General features: G+C 75.8%; 14 protein-coding genes and 1 tRNA gene. 12 read left to right on the top strand and 3 right to left on the bottom strand.

Annotation, left to right across the window (positions count from 1 at the left end; all coding sequences use genetic code 11):
- The first annotated feature begins 8 nt into the window (after positions 1-8).
- From BMZ16_RS07785 to BMZ16_RS07735, 11 genes are all read left to right on the top strand, one after another.
- Entirely contained in the window at positions 9-941 is a 933-nt protein-coding gene (locus BMZ16_RS07785) for a site-specific tyrosine recombinase XerD (RefSeq protein ID WP_089799165.1), read from the top strand.
- A 106-nt stretch (positions 942-1,047) separates the two neighbouring features.
- On the top strand, positions 1,048-1,911 hold the full coding sequence (locus tag BMZ16_RS07780; protein WP_089799967.1) for a ParA family protein: 864 nt from the start codon (positions 1,048-1,050) through the stop codon (positions 1,909-1,911).
- Complete coding sequence (locus BMZ16_RS07775; RefSeq protein ID WP_089799164.1) at positions 1,895-2,833, top strand: segregation and condensation protein A; 939 nt, start codon at positions 1,895-1,897, stop codon at positions 2,831-2,833. Before BMZ16_RS07780 ends, BMZ16_RS07775 begins: the two co-directional genes overlap by 17 nt.
- Complete coding sequence (locus BMZ16_RS07770; protein WP_089799161.1) at positions 2,830-3,489, top strand: SMC-Scp complex subunit ScpB; 660 nt, start codon at positions 2,830-2,832, stop codon at positions 3,487-3,489. Before BMZ16_RS07775 ends, BMZ16_RS07770 begins: the two co-directional genes overlap by 4 nt.
- A gap of 134 nt (positions 3,490-3,623) precedes the next feature.
- Complete coding sequence (locus tag BMZ16_RS07765) at positions 3,624-4,364, top strand: pseudouridine synthase (RefSeq protein WP_177199649.1); 741 nt, start codon at positions 3,624-3,626, stop codon at positions 4,362-4,364.
- Entirely contained in the window at positions 4,361-5,470 is a 1,110-nt protein-coding gene (locus tag BMZ16_RS07760; RefSeq protein WP_089799158.1) for a prephenate dehydrogenase, read from the top strand. The genes BMZ16_RS07765 and BMZ16_RS07760 overlap by 4 nt, the downstream gene beginning before the upstream one ends.
- Positions 5,467-6,168, top strand: coding sequence for a (d)CMP kinase (cmk, locus tag BMZ16_RS07755; protein WP_089799156.1), 702 nt, complete (start codon positions 5,467-5,469; stop codon positions 6,166-6,168). Before BMZ16_RS07760 ends, cmk begins: the two co-directional genes overlap by 4 nt.
- Positions 6,165-6,863 (top strand): lysophospholipid acyltransferase family protein, encoded by a 699-nt coding sequence (locus BMZ16_RS07750; protein WP_089799154.1) that lies wholly within the window; start codon positions 6,165-6,167, stop codon positions 6,861-6,863. Before cmk ends, BMZ16_RS07750 begins: the two co-directional genes overlap by 4 nt.
- 82 nt (positions 6,864-6,945) lie before the next feature.
- A complete protein-coding gene (gene der / locus BMZ16_RS07745; RefSeq protein WP_089799153.1) occupies positions 6,946-8,484 on the top strand; it encodes a ribosome biogenesis GTPase Der in 1,539 nt (512 codons plus the stop codon).
- Positions 8,485-8,491: 7 nt separating this feature from the next.
- Positions 8,492-9,550 (top strand): hypothetical protein, encoded by a 1,059-nt coding sequence (locus BMZ16_RS07740; RefSeq protein ID WP_089799151.1) that lies wholly within the window; start codon positions 8,492-8,494, stop codon positions 9,548-9,550.
- Positions 9,551-9,639: 89 nt separating this feature from the next.
- Positions 9,640-9,713 (top strand) — tRNA-Pro (locus BMZ16_RS07735).
- 239 nt (positions 9,714-9,952) lie between these two features.
- Here BMZ16_RS07735 and BMZ16_RS07730 read toward each other — a convergent pair.
- A complete protein-coding gene (locus BMZ16_RS07730) occupies positions 9,953-10,348 on the bottom strand; it encodes a PLDc N-terminal domain-containing protein (RefSeq protein WP_089799149.1) in 396 nt (131 codons plus the stop codon).
- Positions 10,349-10,511: 163 nt separating this feature from the next.
- Positions 10,512-10,718 carry a hypothetical protein gene (locus BMZ16_RS07725; protein WP_143082774.1) on the bottom strand — a complete coding sequence of 69 codons (207 nt, stop codon included), beginning with the start codon at positions 10,716-10,718 and terminating at the stop codon, positions 10,512-10,514.
- A gap of 252 nt (positions 10,719-10,970) precedes the next feature.
- Here BMZ16_RS07725 and BMZ16_RS07720 point away from each other — a divergent pair, with 252 nt between their 5' ends.
- Entirely contained in the window at positions 10,971-11,456 is a 486-nt protein-coding gene (locus BMZ16_RS07720) for a DUF1269 domain-containing protein (protein ID WP_177199627.1), read from the top strand.
- Positions 11,457-11,471: 15 nt separating this feature from the next.
- Here the strand turns inward: BMZ16_RS07720 and BMZ16_RS07715 are convergent, their stop codons facing one another.
- Positions 11,472-14,054: a LuxR C-terminal-related transcriptional regulator gene (locus BMZ16_RS07715; protein WP_089799143.1), complete on the bottom strand. Its 2,583-nt coding sequence runs from the start codon at positions 14,052-14,054 to the stop codon at positions 11,472-11,474.
- Positions 14,055-14,080 lie beyond the last annotated feature (26 nt).

Raw genomic sequence — 14,080 nt, 5'->3', positions numbered from 1 at the left:
CCGCGGACGTGGCCGACCGCCTGACCGCCGCGCTCGAGGGGTACCTCGCCCACCTCGCGGTCGAGCGCGGCCTGGCCCCCCACACCCTCGCCGCGTACCGCCGCGACCTGACGCGCTACGTCGAGCACCTGCGGGCGTGCGGACGCACCGACCCCGCGCAGGTCACGGAGCGCGACGCCGAGGACTACGTCCTGGTGCTGCGCACGGGATCCGACGGGCGCGCGGTCCTGTCGCCGGCGTCGGCGGCGCGCAGCGTCGTGGCCATGCGCGGCTGGCACAGGTTCCTCGCGCTCGACGGCCTGGCCCCCACCGACGCGGCGGCCGACGTGCGCCCGCCGCAGCAGCCCCGGCGGCTGCCCAAGGCCATCTCGGTCCAGGACGTGGGCCGGCTCCTGGACGCCGCCGGCGTCGGCGACGGACCCGTCCCGCTGCGCGACCGCGCGCTGCTCGAGCTGGTGTACTCCACGGGCGCCCGGATCTCCGAGGCGGTCGGGCTCGACGTCGACGACCTGGACCTCACGCCGGACCGGGCGGCGGTGCGGCTGCTCGGCAAGGGGGGCAAGGAGCGCGTGGTCCCCGTGGGCTCGTACGCGGCGCGGGCCGTCGACGCCTACCTGGTGCGCGGGCGGCCGGCGCTCGCGCAGGCGGGACGCGGCACCCCGGCGATCTTCCTCAACACCCGCGGTGCGCGCCTCAGCCGGCAGTCCGCCTGGGCCGTGCTGCGCACGGCGGCCGAGCGGGCCGGCCTGGACGCCCAGCACCTGTCGCCGCACACGCTGCGGCACTCGTTCGCGACGCACCTGCTGGCCGGTGGCGCGGACGTGCGCGTGGTCCAGGAGCTGCTGGGCCACGCCTCGGTGACGACCACGCAGATCTACACGATGGTGACGCCGGACACCATGCGCGAGGTGTACGCGGCGAGCCACCCGCGGGCCCGGTGATGCGGATCGTGCGGCGCCCGGTCTGTCGCACCGGGTGCGGGCGCCGGGCTCGGGTAGGTTGTGCGCGAGGTGGGCCCGCACGGGCGACGGGGAGCAGATGGTGAGCATGAGCCAGGAGACGACCGAGCAGCAGCTCGACGCGGTGGGACGGCCGCTACCGGAGTTCCCCGTGCCCGCGCCGCTGGCGTCGCACGGTCCGGCGCGCGTCATCGCGATGTGCAACCAGAAGGGTGGCGTCGGCAAGACGACGACCACCATCAACCTGGCCGCGGCGCTCGCCGAGTACGGCCGCCGGGTCCTCATCGTCGACTTCGACCCGCAGGGTGCCGCCTCGGTCGGTCTGGGCATCAGCCCGCACGAGCTCGACCGCACGGTCTACAACCTGCTCATGGAGCGCGACGCCGACCTCCAGGACGTGCTGCGCCACACGGCGGTGCCGGGTCTGGACCTGCTGCCGGCCAACATCGACCTGTCGGCCGCCGAGGTGCAGCTCGTCGGGGAGGTGGCGCGCGAGTCCGTCCTGTCGCGGGTGCTGCGCCCGGTCCTCGACGACTACGACGTCGTGTTCATCGACTGCCAGCCGTCCCTGGGCCTGCTCACTGTGAACGCGCTGACGGCGGCGCACGGCGTGCTCATCCCGCTGGAGTGCGAGTTCTTCGCGCTGCGCGGCGTCGCGCTGCTCATCGAGACGATCGAGAAGGTGCGCGACCGGCTCAACCCGCGCCTCGAGGTCGACGGCATCCTGGCGACCATGTACGACTCGCGCACGCTGCACGCCCGGGAGGTCGTCGCGCGCGTCAACGAGGCGTTCGGGGACACGCTGCTGCACACGGTCATCGGCCGGACGGTGAAGTTCCCCGACGCGACCGTGGCCGCCGAGCCGATCACGCAGTACGCCCCGACGCACCCGGGTGCCGAGGCCTACCGCCGGCTCGCGCGCGAGCTCGTGGCGCGTGGCGACGCCGCCTGACGGCGCGCCCGGCACGCTGGACACCCCGCGCCCGTCCTACGGCGCGCCGGGGGAGGGGGCGCCGTCGGGGTCGTCCGGGTTCGAGGTGCACCTCGACGTCTTCAGCGGCCCGTTCGACCTGCTCCTCGGCCTGATCGCCAAGCACCGCCTCGACATCACCGAGATCGCGCTCGCGCAGGTCACCGACGAGTTCATCGCGTACATCCGCGCCGCCGAGCGCTCCGCGGCCGCGGGCGGCAAGGACTGGGACCTGTCCCAGGCCAGCGAGTTCCTGCTCGTGGCCGCCACGCTGCTCGACCTGAAGGCGGCGCGTCTGCTGCCCTCCGCGCAGGTCGAGGACGCCGAGGACCTGGAGCTGCTGGAGGCGCGCGACCTGCTGTTCGCCCGGCTCCTGCAGTACCGCGCGTACAAGGTGGTCGCCGGCGACCTCGGCGCGCGGCTCGAGGAGGGTGCCCGCCGGTTCCCGCGCGACGTCCAGCTCGAGCCGCACCTGGCCGCGCTGCTGCCCGAGCTCGTCTGGCAGCTGGGGCCCGACCGGCTCGCCGAGCTCGCCGCGCGCGCGATGGCCCCCAAGCCCCCGCCGCCCGGTGTGGACGTCAGCCACCTGCACGCGCCGCTCGTCAGCGTGCGCGAGCAGGCCGCCCTGCTGGTCGACCGGCTGCGGCGCGACGGCGCGACGAGCTTCCGCTCGCTGACGGCGGACGCCGGTGAGCCCGTGGTGGTCGTCGTGCGGTTCCTGGCGCTGCTGGAGCTGTTCCGCGAGGGAGCCGTCGCGTTCGACCAGGTGGTGCCGCTCGGCGAGCTCACCGTCCGGTGGACCGGCAGCGAGGACGGCGACGTCACCGTGTCCGACGACTTCGACCACGACGACGCGGTGGCCCCGGCCACGGACGTCCCGCAGCACGAGGAGGCCGGCGCATGAGCGCGCAGGACGCACCGGGCGCCGCCCCGGACACGGCGGACGCCGCACCCGACGAGCCGGCGTTCGACGTCGGGTCGCTGCCCGGCGGCGCGCTCGCGGCGCTCGAGGCCGTCCTCATGGTCGCCGACGAGCCGGTCCCGGCGGTGCGTCTGGCCACCGCGTTGGCGCTGCCGACCGCGCACGTCGAGGACCTCCTGGCCGAGCTCGCCGCGGAGTACCGCGGCGAGGGCGGCGGCCGGCCGCGCGGGTTCGAGCTGCGGCGTGCCGGCGACGGCTGGCGGATCTACTCCGCCGGGCCGTACGCGGACGTGGTGGGGCGCTTCGTGGTCGACGGGCAGACCCAGCGCCTCACCCAGGCGGCCCTCGAGACCCTCGCCGTCGTGGCCTACCGCCAGCCCGTCAGCCGCGGGCAGGTCTCCGCCGTGCGCGGCGTCAACGTGGACGGCGTGATGCGGACCCTGACGACGCGCGGTCTGGTGGCCGAGGTCGGGCAGGACGCGGCCACCGGTGCGGTGCTCTACGGGACCACGGGATACTTCTTGGAGCGGATGGGCCTGTCGAGCCTCGACGAGCTGCCCCCGCTGGCGCCGTACCTGCCGGACATCGAGTCCCTGGACGGCGTGGACACGACCGACGGACGAGAGGACGGACGATGAGCGGCACGGGAGCGCGTGGCCACCGGGGTGGCGGGCGCGCAGGAGGTGCGGGTCGCACGGGCGGCGGGACGCCGGGTCGCGGACCGCGTCGCACGGGTCGGCCGGCGCGGCGGCCGGCCCAGGCCGCGGAGCCGATCGACGTGCACGACCCCGACGGTGTGCGGCTGCAGAAGGTGCTGGCCTCGGCCGGCCTCGGCTCGCGCCGCGCGTGCGAGGAACTGATCGCCGCGGGGCGGGTGACCGTCGACGGGCAGGTCGTCACGGAGCTCGGTGTGCGGGTGGACCCGCTGACCGCCGTGCTGCACGTGGACGGCATGCGGGTGCAGCTGGACTCGTCGGTGGTCACGATCGCGCTGAACAAGCCGGCTGGCGTGGTCTCGACCATGCACGACCCCGAGGGGCGGCCGTCGCTGACGCAGTACGTCGCCAACCGCGAGGAGCGCCTGTTCCACGTCGGGCGCCTCGACGCGGACTCCGAGGGCCTGCTGCTGCTGACGAACGACGGCGAGCTGGCCAACCGGCTGGCCCACCCGTCGCACGGCGTGCCCAAGACGTACCTCGTCGAGGTGCAGGGGCGTGTCCGCGAGGCGCTGGGCAAGCAGCTGAAGGCCGGTGTCGAGCTGGAGGACGGCCCCGTCACGGTCGACGAGTTCAAGATCGTGCAGGTCGCCAGCCACGCCAGCCTCGTCGAGATCGTGCTGCACGAGGGCCGCAACCGTGTCGTGCGCCGCCTGTTCGAGGAGGTCGGCCACCCGGTCGACCGCCTCGTGCGCACCCGCATCGGCCCCATCCGGCTCGGTGACCTGCGCCCCGGTCGCACCCGCGTGCTCTCGAAGACGGAGGTCGGCTCGCTCATGACGGCGGTGGGCATGTGAGCGTCGCGACCGTCGGCCCGGTGCGCGTCGTCGGCACCGGGCTGCTCGGCGCGTCCGTGGGGCTGGCCCTGACGCAGCACGGCGTGGACGTCCAGCTGGAGGACCCCTCGCGCACGGCGCTCGCCCTGGCCCGGGACGTCGGTGCGGGCACGCCCGCCGACGCGTCCTCCCCGGACCCGGCCCTCGTGGTCGTCGCGGCACCGCCCGACGTGACCGCGGACGTGGTCGCCGCTGCCCTCGCCGCGCACCCGGCCGCCGTCGTGACCGACGTCGCGAGCGTCAAGGGGTACGTGCTCGCCGAGCTGCGCGCCGCGGGCGCCGACCTCACCCGCTACGTCGGCTCGCACCCCATGGCGGGCCGCGAGCGCTCCGGGCCGTCGGCCGCGGTGCCCGGCCTGTTCCTGGGCCGGCCGTGGGTGATCACCGACTCGGGCGCGTCCCGCGACGACGCCCTGCTGGCGGTCCGGCACCTCGCCGTCGACCTCGGCGCGGTGCCGGTGACCATGGACGCCGACGAGCACGACGCCGCCGTCGCGGTCGTGTCGCACGTGCCGCAGCTCGCGTCCTCGCTGGTCGCGGCCCGGCTGCGGGGCGCCGACGAGGCCGCGCTGGCGCTCGCGGGCCAGGGGCTGCGCGACGTGACCCGCCTCGCGGCGTCGGACCCGGCGCTGTGGACGTCGATCCTCGCGGCCAACGCCGCGGCCGTGCGCGACGTGCTCGTCGCCGTGCGCGACGACCTCGACACGGTCCTCGGCGCCCTGGAGCTGGCCGCCGCCGCCAGCGGACCGGAGGACGTCGAGCTCGGTGCCCTGGCCACCATCGCGCGCACCATCGCCGACGGCGGCACGGGGGTCGCGCGCATCCCCGGCAAGCACGGCGGCGCCCACCGGCGCTACGCCGTGGTGACGGTGCTGGTGCCGGACCAGCCGGGCGAGCTCGCGCGGCTGCTCGGCGACGTCGGCGACGCCGGCGTGAACCTGGAGGACCTGCAGCTCGAGCACGCGGCGGGACGACCGGTCGGCATGGCGTCGATCTCCGTCCTGCCCACGCGCGGCGAGCACCTGGAGACCGAGCTGACCGCTCGGGGTTGGAGGCTGGTGAGTTGAGCACCGTCGTGGCGGTGGACGGACCGTCCGGGTCGGGCAAGTCGAGCGTGTCGCGCGAGGTCGCGCGTCGCCTGGGGCTGGCGTACCTGGACACCGGGGCGATGTACCGGGCGGCGACCTGGTGGTGCCTGGAGCAGGAGGTGCCGCTCACGGACGGTCCGGCGGTCGCCGCCGCCGTGCGCGAGCTGCCGCTCGCCATGGGTGTGGACCCGGCCGGTCCGACCGTGACCGTGGCGGGCCGTGACGTCGGCGCGGCGATCCGCACCACCGAGATCTCCTCGCGGGTCAGTGCGGTGGCCACCAACCTGGACGCCCGCGCCGAGCTGGGTCGCCGGCAGCGCGCGCTCATCGAGGCGGAGCGCACCGGGGGGTGGTCGGGCGGCCGCGGTGTCGTCGCGGAGGGCCGCGACATCACGACCGTCGTCGCCCCCGACGCCGACGTGCGGGTGCTGCTCACCGCCGACGAGGCGGCCCGCCTCGCCCGCCGGGCGCGGGAGGTGCACGGCACCGACGACGCCGCCGCGCTCGCGGCCACGCGCGACCAGGTGGTGCGCCGCGACGCCGACGACTCGACCGTCGTGGAGTTCCAGGTCGCGGCGGACGGCGTGGTGACCGTCGACTCCTCGCAGCTGGACCTCGAGCAGACGGTCGCCGCCGTGCTCGACGTCGTGCGGCGGGCGCGCACCCCGCAGGCATGAGCGGCGCGGACCCCGCCACGGGCGGACCCCACGTGCCGTCCCCGGCCGGTCCGGCGTGGGCGCGGTGGGTGGGGCGGTTCCTGGCGCGCGTGGTGTGGGACACGCACGTGACGGGGGCCGAGCGGGTGCCGCGGACCGGTCCGGTGGTGCTGGCCGCGAACCACATCACCCTGCTGGACGGGCCGCTGCTCATCGGTGTGTCGCCCCGGCCGCTGCACATCCTCGTGAAGACCGAGCTGTTCCGTGGGCCCGTGGGGGGTGTGCTGCGGGCGGCCGGTCAGATCCCCGTGGACCGGCACGCGGGGCGTCCCGCGCTGCAGTCGGCGCTCGGCGTGCTGCGCCGCGGTGGGGCCGTCGGGATCTTCCCCGAGGGGACACGCGGACGCGGCACGGTCGAGCAGGTGCGCGCGGGGGCGGCGTGGCTCGCCGTCCAGGGCGGTGCACCGGTGGTGCCGGTGGCGATCCTGGGGACCCGGCGCACGGGGGAGTCGACCCACGGCCTGCCCGGGCCGCGTCGCGACCTGGTCGTCGAGTTCGGTGACCCGATCGACGTGACGGCGGCCGGGCTGTCACGCCGGGCGGCGATCGACCACGCGGCGACGTCGGTCCGTGACGCGATGAGCGCGCTGCTGGCCGCCGCGCAGGCGCGCACGGGGGTCGAGCTGCCCGCCGACGACCCGCGCTCGTCGGCCTGACGCGCGCGGTCCGTCGCCGCACGCGGCGGGCCGTCGTGCCGTGGTGGCCCGACCGGGTGCCGCGGCAGGGGACAATGGACGCATGGATCAGCCCGACCCCACGACGACGCGCACCCCGGACGACGACCGCGGCGACCTCCTCGAGCCCACCGTGCCGCCGACCGCCGACGCCGCGGCCGACGGCGACGACGAGGTGGCCCGCGAACGTGCCCTGCGGGCCGGTCTCGCGGAGTACGAGCTCGGTGACGAGGACCTGGCGCTCCTCGAGGGCGACGGGATCGAGGGCGACGCCCTCGAGATCGAGACGACGCTGCCCGTGCTGGCCGTCGTCGGACGCCCGAACGTCGGCAAGTCGACCCTCGTCAACCGCATCCTCGGGCGCCGTGAGGCCGTCGTGGAGGACAACCCCGGTGTGACGCGCGACCGCGTGAGCTACCCGGCGGAGTGGTCCGGGCGCCGGTTCACGCTCGTGGACACCGGCGGCTGGGAGGTCGACGTCGCGGGCATCGACAAGCGGGTGGCGCAGCAGGCCGAGGTCGCCGTGGACCTGGCCGACGCCGTGCTCTTCGTCGTCGACGCGACCGTCGGGTCCACGGACACCGACGAGCAGGTCGTGCGCCTGCTGCGGCGCTCCGGCAAGCCCGTGGTGCTGGTCGCCAACAAGGTCGACGGCCCGGCGGTCGAGGCGGACGCGGCCGCCCTGTGGTCGCTGGGCCTCGGGCAGCCGCACCCGATCTCCGCGTTGCACGGGCGCGGCACCGGTGACCTCCTGGACGCGGCCATGACGGCCCTGCCCACGGTCTCCGCGCACGCCGTGCCGCTGCCGGACGGCCCGCGCCGGGTCGCGCTGGTCGGACGGCCGAACGTCGGCAAGTCCTCGCTGCTCAACAAGGTCGTGGGGTCCGAGCGCGTCGTGGTCGACCCGACCGCCGGGACCACCCGCGACCCCGTCGACGAGCTCGTGGCGCTGGGCGGCAAGCCGTGGGTGTTCGTCGACACCGCCGGCATCCGCCGCCGCGTCCACCAGACCTCCGGGGCCGACTTCTACGCGTCCCTGCGCACGCAGGCCGCGATCGAGAAGGCCGAGGTCGCGGTCGTGCTGGTCGACGCCTCGGAGGCGATGACGGAGCAGGACATCCGCATCATCCAGCAGGTCATCGACGCGGGCCGCGCGCTGGTCATCGCGTACAACAAGTGGGACCTCATGGACGAGGACCGCCGCCCGTACCTCGAGCGTGAGATCGAGCAGCAGCTGGTGCAGGTGCAGTGGGCGCCGCGGGTCAACGTGTCCGCGAAGACCGGCTGGCACACCGACCGCCTGGTGCCCGCCCTGGAGCGGTCGCTGGAGTCGTGGGACACGCGCATCTCCACCGGACGCCTCAACGCGTTCCTCGGCGAGCTCGTCTCGGCGCACCCGCACCCGCTGCGCGGCGGCAAGCAGCCGCGCATCCTGTTCGCCACGCAGGCCTCGACGCGTCCGCCGCGGTTCGTCATCTTCGCCAGCGGGTTCCTCGAGCCGACGTACCGCCGGTTCATCGAGCGCCGCCTGCGCGAGACCTTCGGGTTCGAGGGCACGCCCATCTCGATCTCGGTGCGCGTGCGCGAGAAGCGCAGGCGGTGACGCTGCGGTGAGCACCCGGCAGGCCGCCGGCCGCCCCGGCACGGCGACGCACGTGCTGCTGCGGCTCGGCCTGCCGCGCGACCCCCGCGCCACCCGGCACCTGGGGACGTTCCTCGTGGCCACGGGCGCGACCGTGCTGCTGACACGCGCGTTCCTGGCCGCCACCGGGTACCCGCAGCTCGGCGGCGACGGCCTGCACATCGCCCACGTCCTCTGGGGCGGGTTGCTGATGGCCGTCGCCTTCCTCCTGCTGCTGTCGTTCGCGGGGCCGGTGCTGCGCCCGCTCGGCGCGCTCGTCGGGGGGATCGGGTTCGGGCTGTTCGTCGACGAGGTCGGCAAGTTCGTGACGTCGGACAACGACTACTTCTACGAGCCGACCGCGGCGATCATCTACGCCACGGTCGTGGGCCTGGGGATCGCGGCCGAGGCACTGCACGGCCGACGACCGCCCGACCCGCGGGAGGCGCTGGCGGGGGCCGTCGACGAGGCGGTCGCGGGTGTGGTCGGCGGGTTCACGCCTGCGGCGCGGCACCGGGCCGAGGCGCGTCTGGCCGACGCGGGTGACGTGGCCGGTGCGCGGGAGACCCGCGCGCTGCTGCGCAGCATCGACGAGGACCACGCCGAGCTGCCCGACCCGGTAGACGCGGTCGCGTCGGGTGTCGTGCGCGTGCTGCACACCCTGGTGCGGGCCCGGTTCGTGCCGTGGCTGGCCGTGCTCGCGCTGGTGGGGACCTCCGGCGTCACCGTGGCCGGTGCCGTGGCCCGCTGGTGGGGCGGCGACGACTCCCCGGGCTGGGTGGTGGCCGGCGCGCTGGTCGCCGGCGCCGTGAGCGTCGCGCTGTGCCTGGTGGGCCTGGCCCGCGTCGGACGGGACGCCGTCGACGGGTACCAGTGGTTCCGACGAGCCGTGCTCGTCAGCCTGCTCGTCACGCAGTTCTTCCTGTTCCGGCTGTCGCAGTGGGACGCGTCCTGGGGGCTGCTCGTCGACCTGCTGGTGCTGGGCGTCGTCGCCGCCGAGCTCGAGGTCCTGCGGCGGCGGGGCGAGGAGCGCGAACCCACCGCCTGAGCCCGCACGGCTGCGCGCGAGGGCGCGACGGGTGGTCGGGACAGGGTCGTCACGTGCGGTAGGCTCTTCGAGGCTTCTGCGGGAGCCATCGGGCTGTGGCGCAGCTTGGTAGCGCACTTGACTGGGGGTCAAGGGGTCGCAGGTTCAAATCCTGTCAGCCCGACAGACGAAGAGCTGGACGAGGGGCCGTTTCCGAGAGATCGGAGCGGCCCCTTTCCGGTCTGCGGGAGGCGCGGTCCCCTGCTCGCAGCGGCGTCGCCCCGGAGCCCTCCGGCGACGGGGGAGGGCGCGGCTCGGGGCAGGTGCGAGGAGACGTGCTCGCACCAGCGGGAGCGGGGTCGTCCGTGGGCCGCGCCGGGCGGTGTCCGGGTGGGGCCCACCGTCCGGCGCGGACCGGCGGGTTCAGGCCAGTGCCGCAGCCTTGAGCGCGTCGAACTCCGTCGGCGTGATCGCCCCGGAGTCGAGGAGCTTCTTGCCCTCGGCGATCTGTTCCGCCGGGGCCATCCCCGCGGCGGGTGCCGGGCTCGACGCCACCGCGCGGATGTACGCGTCGGCCTCGCGCCGGGCGCCGATGGCGGCGGCCGTCGCGCGCTCGCTCATGCCGCGACCGCGGGCGATCAGGTAGACGAGCCCGCCCAGGAACGGTGCGACGAGGAGGAAGACCACCCACACCGCCTTCCACCCGCCGGCGAGGTCCTTGTCGCGGACCAGATCGGCGAAGATCTGGAAGATCACCATCAAGTAGGCGATGAAGAAGAAGCTCCACACGACCAGCCAGAAGAACTCCCAGAAGTCCACGGCTCGCCCCCTTCCCACGTCGGACGGGCACCTGGCGGCGCCCTGTGCCCCCGAGCGTCACCCAGCCGTGCCCTCCGCGGTTCACCGGGAAGTCGTGATCCTGGCGCCCGGCCCGGGTCGACCCGGGCGTGGCGGGCCCCGGCCGGCGGACCGGCGGCGACGGTCAGACGTCGTCGGGGAAGGTCACGACCTCGACGATGCCCACACCGAGGCCCGCCAGGTAGTTGAGGATGCCCTGGAGCTCGCCCTGGTCGCGGACGGCGCCCGTGAGCATCGTCTGGCGCACCTGGACGGTCGGCGTCAGGTGGGGGAACGGTGCCAGCATCTCGTCCGACACCTCGGCGCTCACCCGGATCAGCATGCGTGGCATCGCAGTCCCCTCGCCCGTGTCCGGCCCTCGCGCCCGTCGCGCCGATGAGCGGCGCCGACGTGTCAGCCACGGCCTCGCGGCCGACCGTAGGTCCGACGGTCCCGGTCCGTGTCACCCGTGCCGGGTGAACGCCCGGGCGGCGACGACGTCACCCGCTACGGGCGATCGGAGGACGGCGTCGTGCTGGCACGCTCGCGTCAGGGCCCACCGGAGTCGGCCCGCCGCCGGGGAGGGGGGGCCGTGGTCAGCCTCGTGGCACTCCAGTACGGGGACGTCGCGGGCGCCGCACGCGCCGCCGAGCGCGTCGCCCGCTCGGGTCGGACCGCCTCCGACGCGCCGGTCCTCGAGACGGGCGGCCTCGCGGCCGCGTGGTGGCCGCCCCAGGCCCCCGGCCCGCGGTTCCGGCCCGTGGTCGTGCGGGCGAGCACACGGGTGGGGCCGGGCTTCTGGGGCCTGTTCTTCGGGACCGTCTTCTACCTCCCGCTCGTCGGCGCCGCCCTGGGACGCACCACGGGCACCGATCCGGGGCTGCTGGCGGACCTCGGTATCGGCGACCGGTTCGTCAACAGCATGCGCGACCAGCTGGTGCCGGGGACGTCCGAGCTCGTCGTGCTGCTGGTGCGACCGGAGCCCGCGGCGCTGCTGACGTCGGAAGGCGGTCGCGGAGCCCGCCTCCCGCTGGTCGCCGAGCTCGACGACGCGCAGCAGGCGGCGCTGTGGACGGTCTTCCCGGAGTGAGCGACTCGGGCCCGCTCAGGGGAGCATCCCGTGCCGACGAGCGGTGCGGACCGCCTGCAGCCCGGTCTCGACGCCCAGCTTGCGGTAGAGCGAGCCGACGTGCGTCTTCACGGTGTTGGGCGTGATGAACAGCGACTGCGCGAGGTCGGCGTAGGACAGGCCGTCGGCGAGCCCCCGCAGGACCGCCCGCTCGCGCACGGTCAACGGTGCGCCGACCGGCACCGTGGGGACGGGCGGCGCACCGTCGTGGTCGGGCGCGGCGCGTTGCACGATGCCGAGCGCCGTGGCCGCCCACGGGTGCCCCCGGGGGTCCTGTGCCTCGCGCCGCAGCGCCCCGAGGTAGGCCGCGTCCGCCGCCAGCCCGACGGTGAGGAACACGATCGCGCCGCTGGACCACGTCCGGCTGAGCAGGTCCTGCAGCGGCCGCACGACCGCCTCCGGGTCCGCTCGCAGGAGGAGCAGCACACGGCACGCCGCCGCGGCGGTCCCCGTCGTGGTGTGCCGCGTCGGTCGTGCCACGAGCGCACCGAAGGCGCGCTCCGCCCCGTCGACGTCGTCGCGGAGCATCGCGGCGATCCCGTCGAACAGGCGGGCGTCGTCCGTCTCGCCCAGCGTGCGGAGCGTCTGCGCCTCGCCGGCCAGCCCCGCCAGGTCCCGCTGGGTCGCGTACACGTCGGCGCGGGCCACGTGCACGAGCCGCGCCAGGAACGGCGGCAGGTCCAGGCGGACCACCGAGCGGCTCGACAGCAGGCGCCACGCCGTGTCGAACGACCCCTCGTGGGCCGACGTCCGGGCCCGCAGCAGGCGGGACAGGACCCGCACGACGGGGTCGAGGTCGTCCGCGCTGCTGCCCTCGGCGGCGTCGAGGTGGCGGCGGACCGCATCGTGCTCGAGGTGGTAGTACGCCAGCCACGCGGCGGTCACGTCCGCGCGGGCGACGTCCAGCGGGCGGGACGACCCCGGCGCGGTGAGGGCCAGGCACTCCTGCGTCGTGGCGGCTGCCGCCTGCAGCGCACCGTCGACGAGCTCGGTCAACGCCCGTGAGGCCAGCGCCGACGCCCTGAGGTGGACGTACTCCGTCCCCGCGACGAGGGACGCGGCGCGCTCGAGGTGCAGCGCGGCCGCGTCGACGTCGCCCGCCCAGAGGTGCACGGCACCGAGCTCGACCGCGAGAGCGGCCCCGCGCGCGACGGACAGCCCGGCGTTCGACCCGGACGACGCGTCGTCGAGCAGCCGCCCGGTCGAGGCCAGCGCGGACGACGCGTCGACCCAGCCGTGCCGTGCCGTCCACAGGTGCAGCAGTGCCAGGTCCGTCCGCAGGGAGGCCCTGGGCACGTCGTCCGCGGGGCCGCGGGCCGCGACGTCGACGGCTACGCGCGCGACGTCCAGGGCGCCCGCGACGTCGCCGGCGGTGCGCAGGCGGAGCGCCTCCACCGCCAGCAGCGACGGGTTGCGGGCGCGCGCGGCCTCGGGGAGCGCCAGCCGCGCGGGAGCCAGCAGGTCCGCACGGCCGAGCGCGACGAGTGCGGGGCCGAGATCCACCACCACGTCGGTGATCGCGTCGACGTCCTGGCTCGCGAGCGCCTGCTCGAGCGCGGCGACCGGCCGGCCGAGCCGCGCGACGTGGTCGGAGGCGCGCGTGCGGGCCGCCGTCACGACCCGCCGGGCGGACGACCCCGACCCGGCCAGGCCGACGAGGTGCTCCCGCAGCACCGGGTGGACGCCCCAGAGCGGTGCGCGACCCGCGCGGTCGAGCGGGACGACCAGACCGGCGGCCGTGAGGGCCTCGAGGCGCACGTCGGCGTGACCGGCCAGCGCGGCAGCCTCCGGCGCCTCGAAGGAGTGCACCACCGTGAGCGCGAGCAGGTCGTCCACGTCCTGGTGGTCGAGCGACCCCACGGACTCGGCCATGAGCTGCGCACCGGTGGGGGAGACGGCCAGTGCGCGGGCCAGGTCGCGCGGCGTCCCGCCGGGCGAGGGCAGCTCACGGACGGCGGCCTCGAACAGGCCCAGCCAGCCGTGCGTCGCGTCGAGCAGCGCCCGGACGTCGCGGTCGCGTGCCCGGGGCCGGCGCTCGCGGACGATGAGCGCTGCCTCGGCGACCGTGAGGGCCAGGGCCGGCGCCGGCAGCACCCGGACCCGGTCACCGTCGACGACGGGTCGGAGCCGACCGGCACGCGGGTCGGCGGACGTGTCGCGGGACATGAGGACGACGTGCACGTCGTCGGGCGCCCGGCAGGCCTGCTCCACGAGGTCGTCGACGGTGTCCGTCGACGTGAGGGCACGGTGGTCGACCACGTGGAGCAGGGGGCCGTCCGGCGACCGGCCGCGCGTCCGGGGCGCGTCCTGACCCGACGTGGACCCCAGCGTGCGCACGCCGCGGATCCTGCCCTGTGCCAGCGCCCGGCCCGCCCACCCGGCGACCAGCAACGACTTGCCGGATCCCGGGGGACCCTCGACCACGACCACCGGCACCCGGAGCCACGCGTCGAGCAGCCGCTCGAGGCGCGGACGGGGCCGCAGCGCCGTCGCGACCCCGGGTGGTGGCGCACCGGTGGCTGCGCTGCGTGCGTGTCCGCTCCTCGAGCTCCCGCTCATCGCCGTCGGCCCCCGCCCCCGGAGAT

The organism is Cellulomonas sp. KH9 (assembly GCF_900114185.1).
Taxonomy (GTDB): domain Bacteria; phylum Actinomycetota; class Actinomycetes; order Actinomycetales; family Cellulomonadaceae; genus Cellulomonas.
Note: the sequence above shows the minus strand (reverse complement) of the source record. Positions and strands in the feature narration are given on the sequence as shown.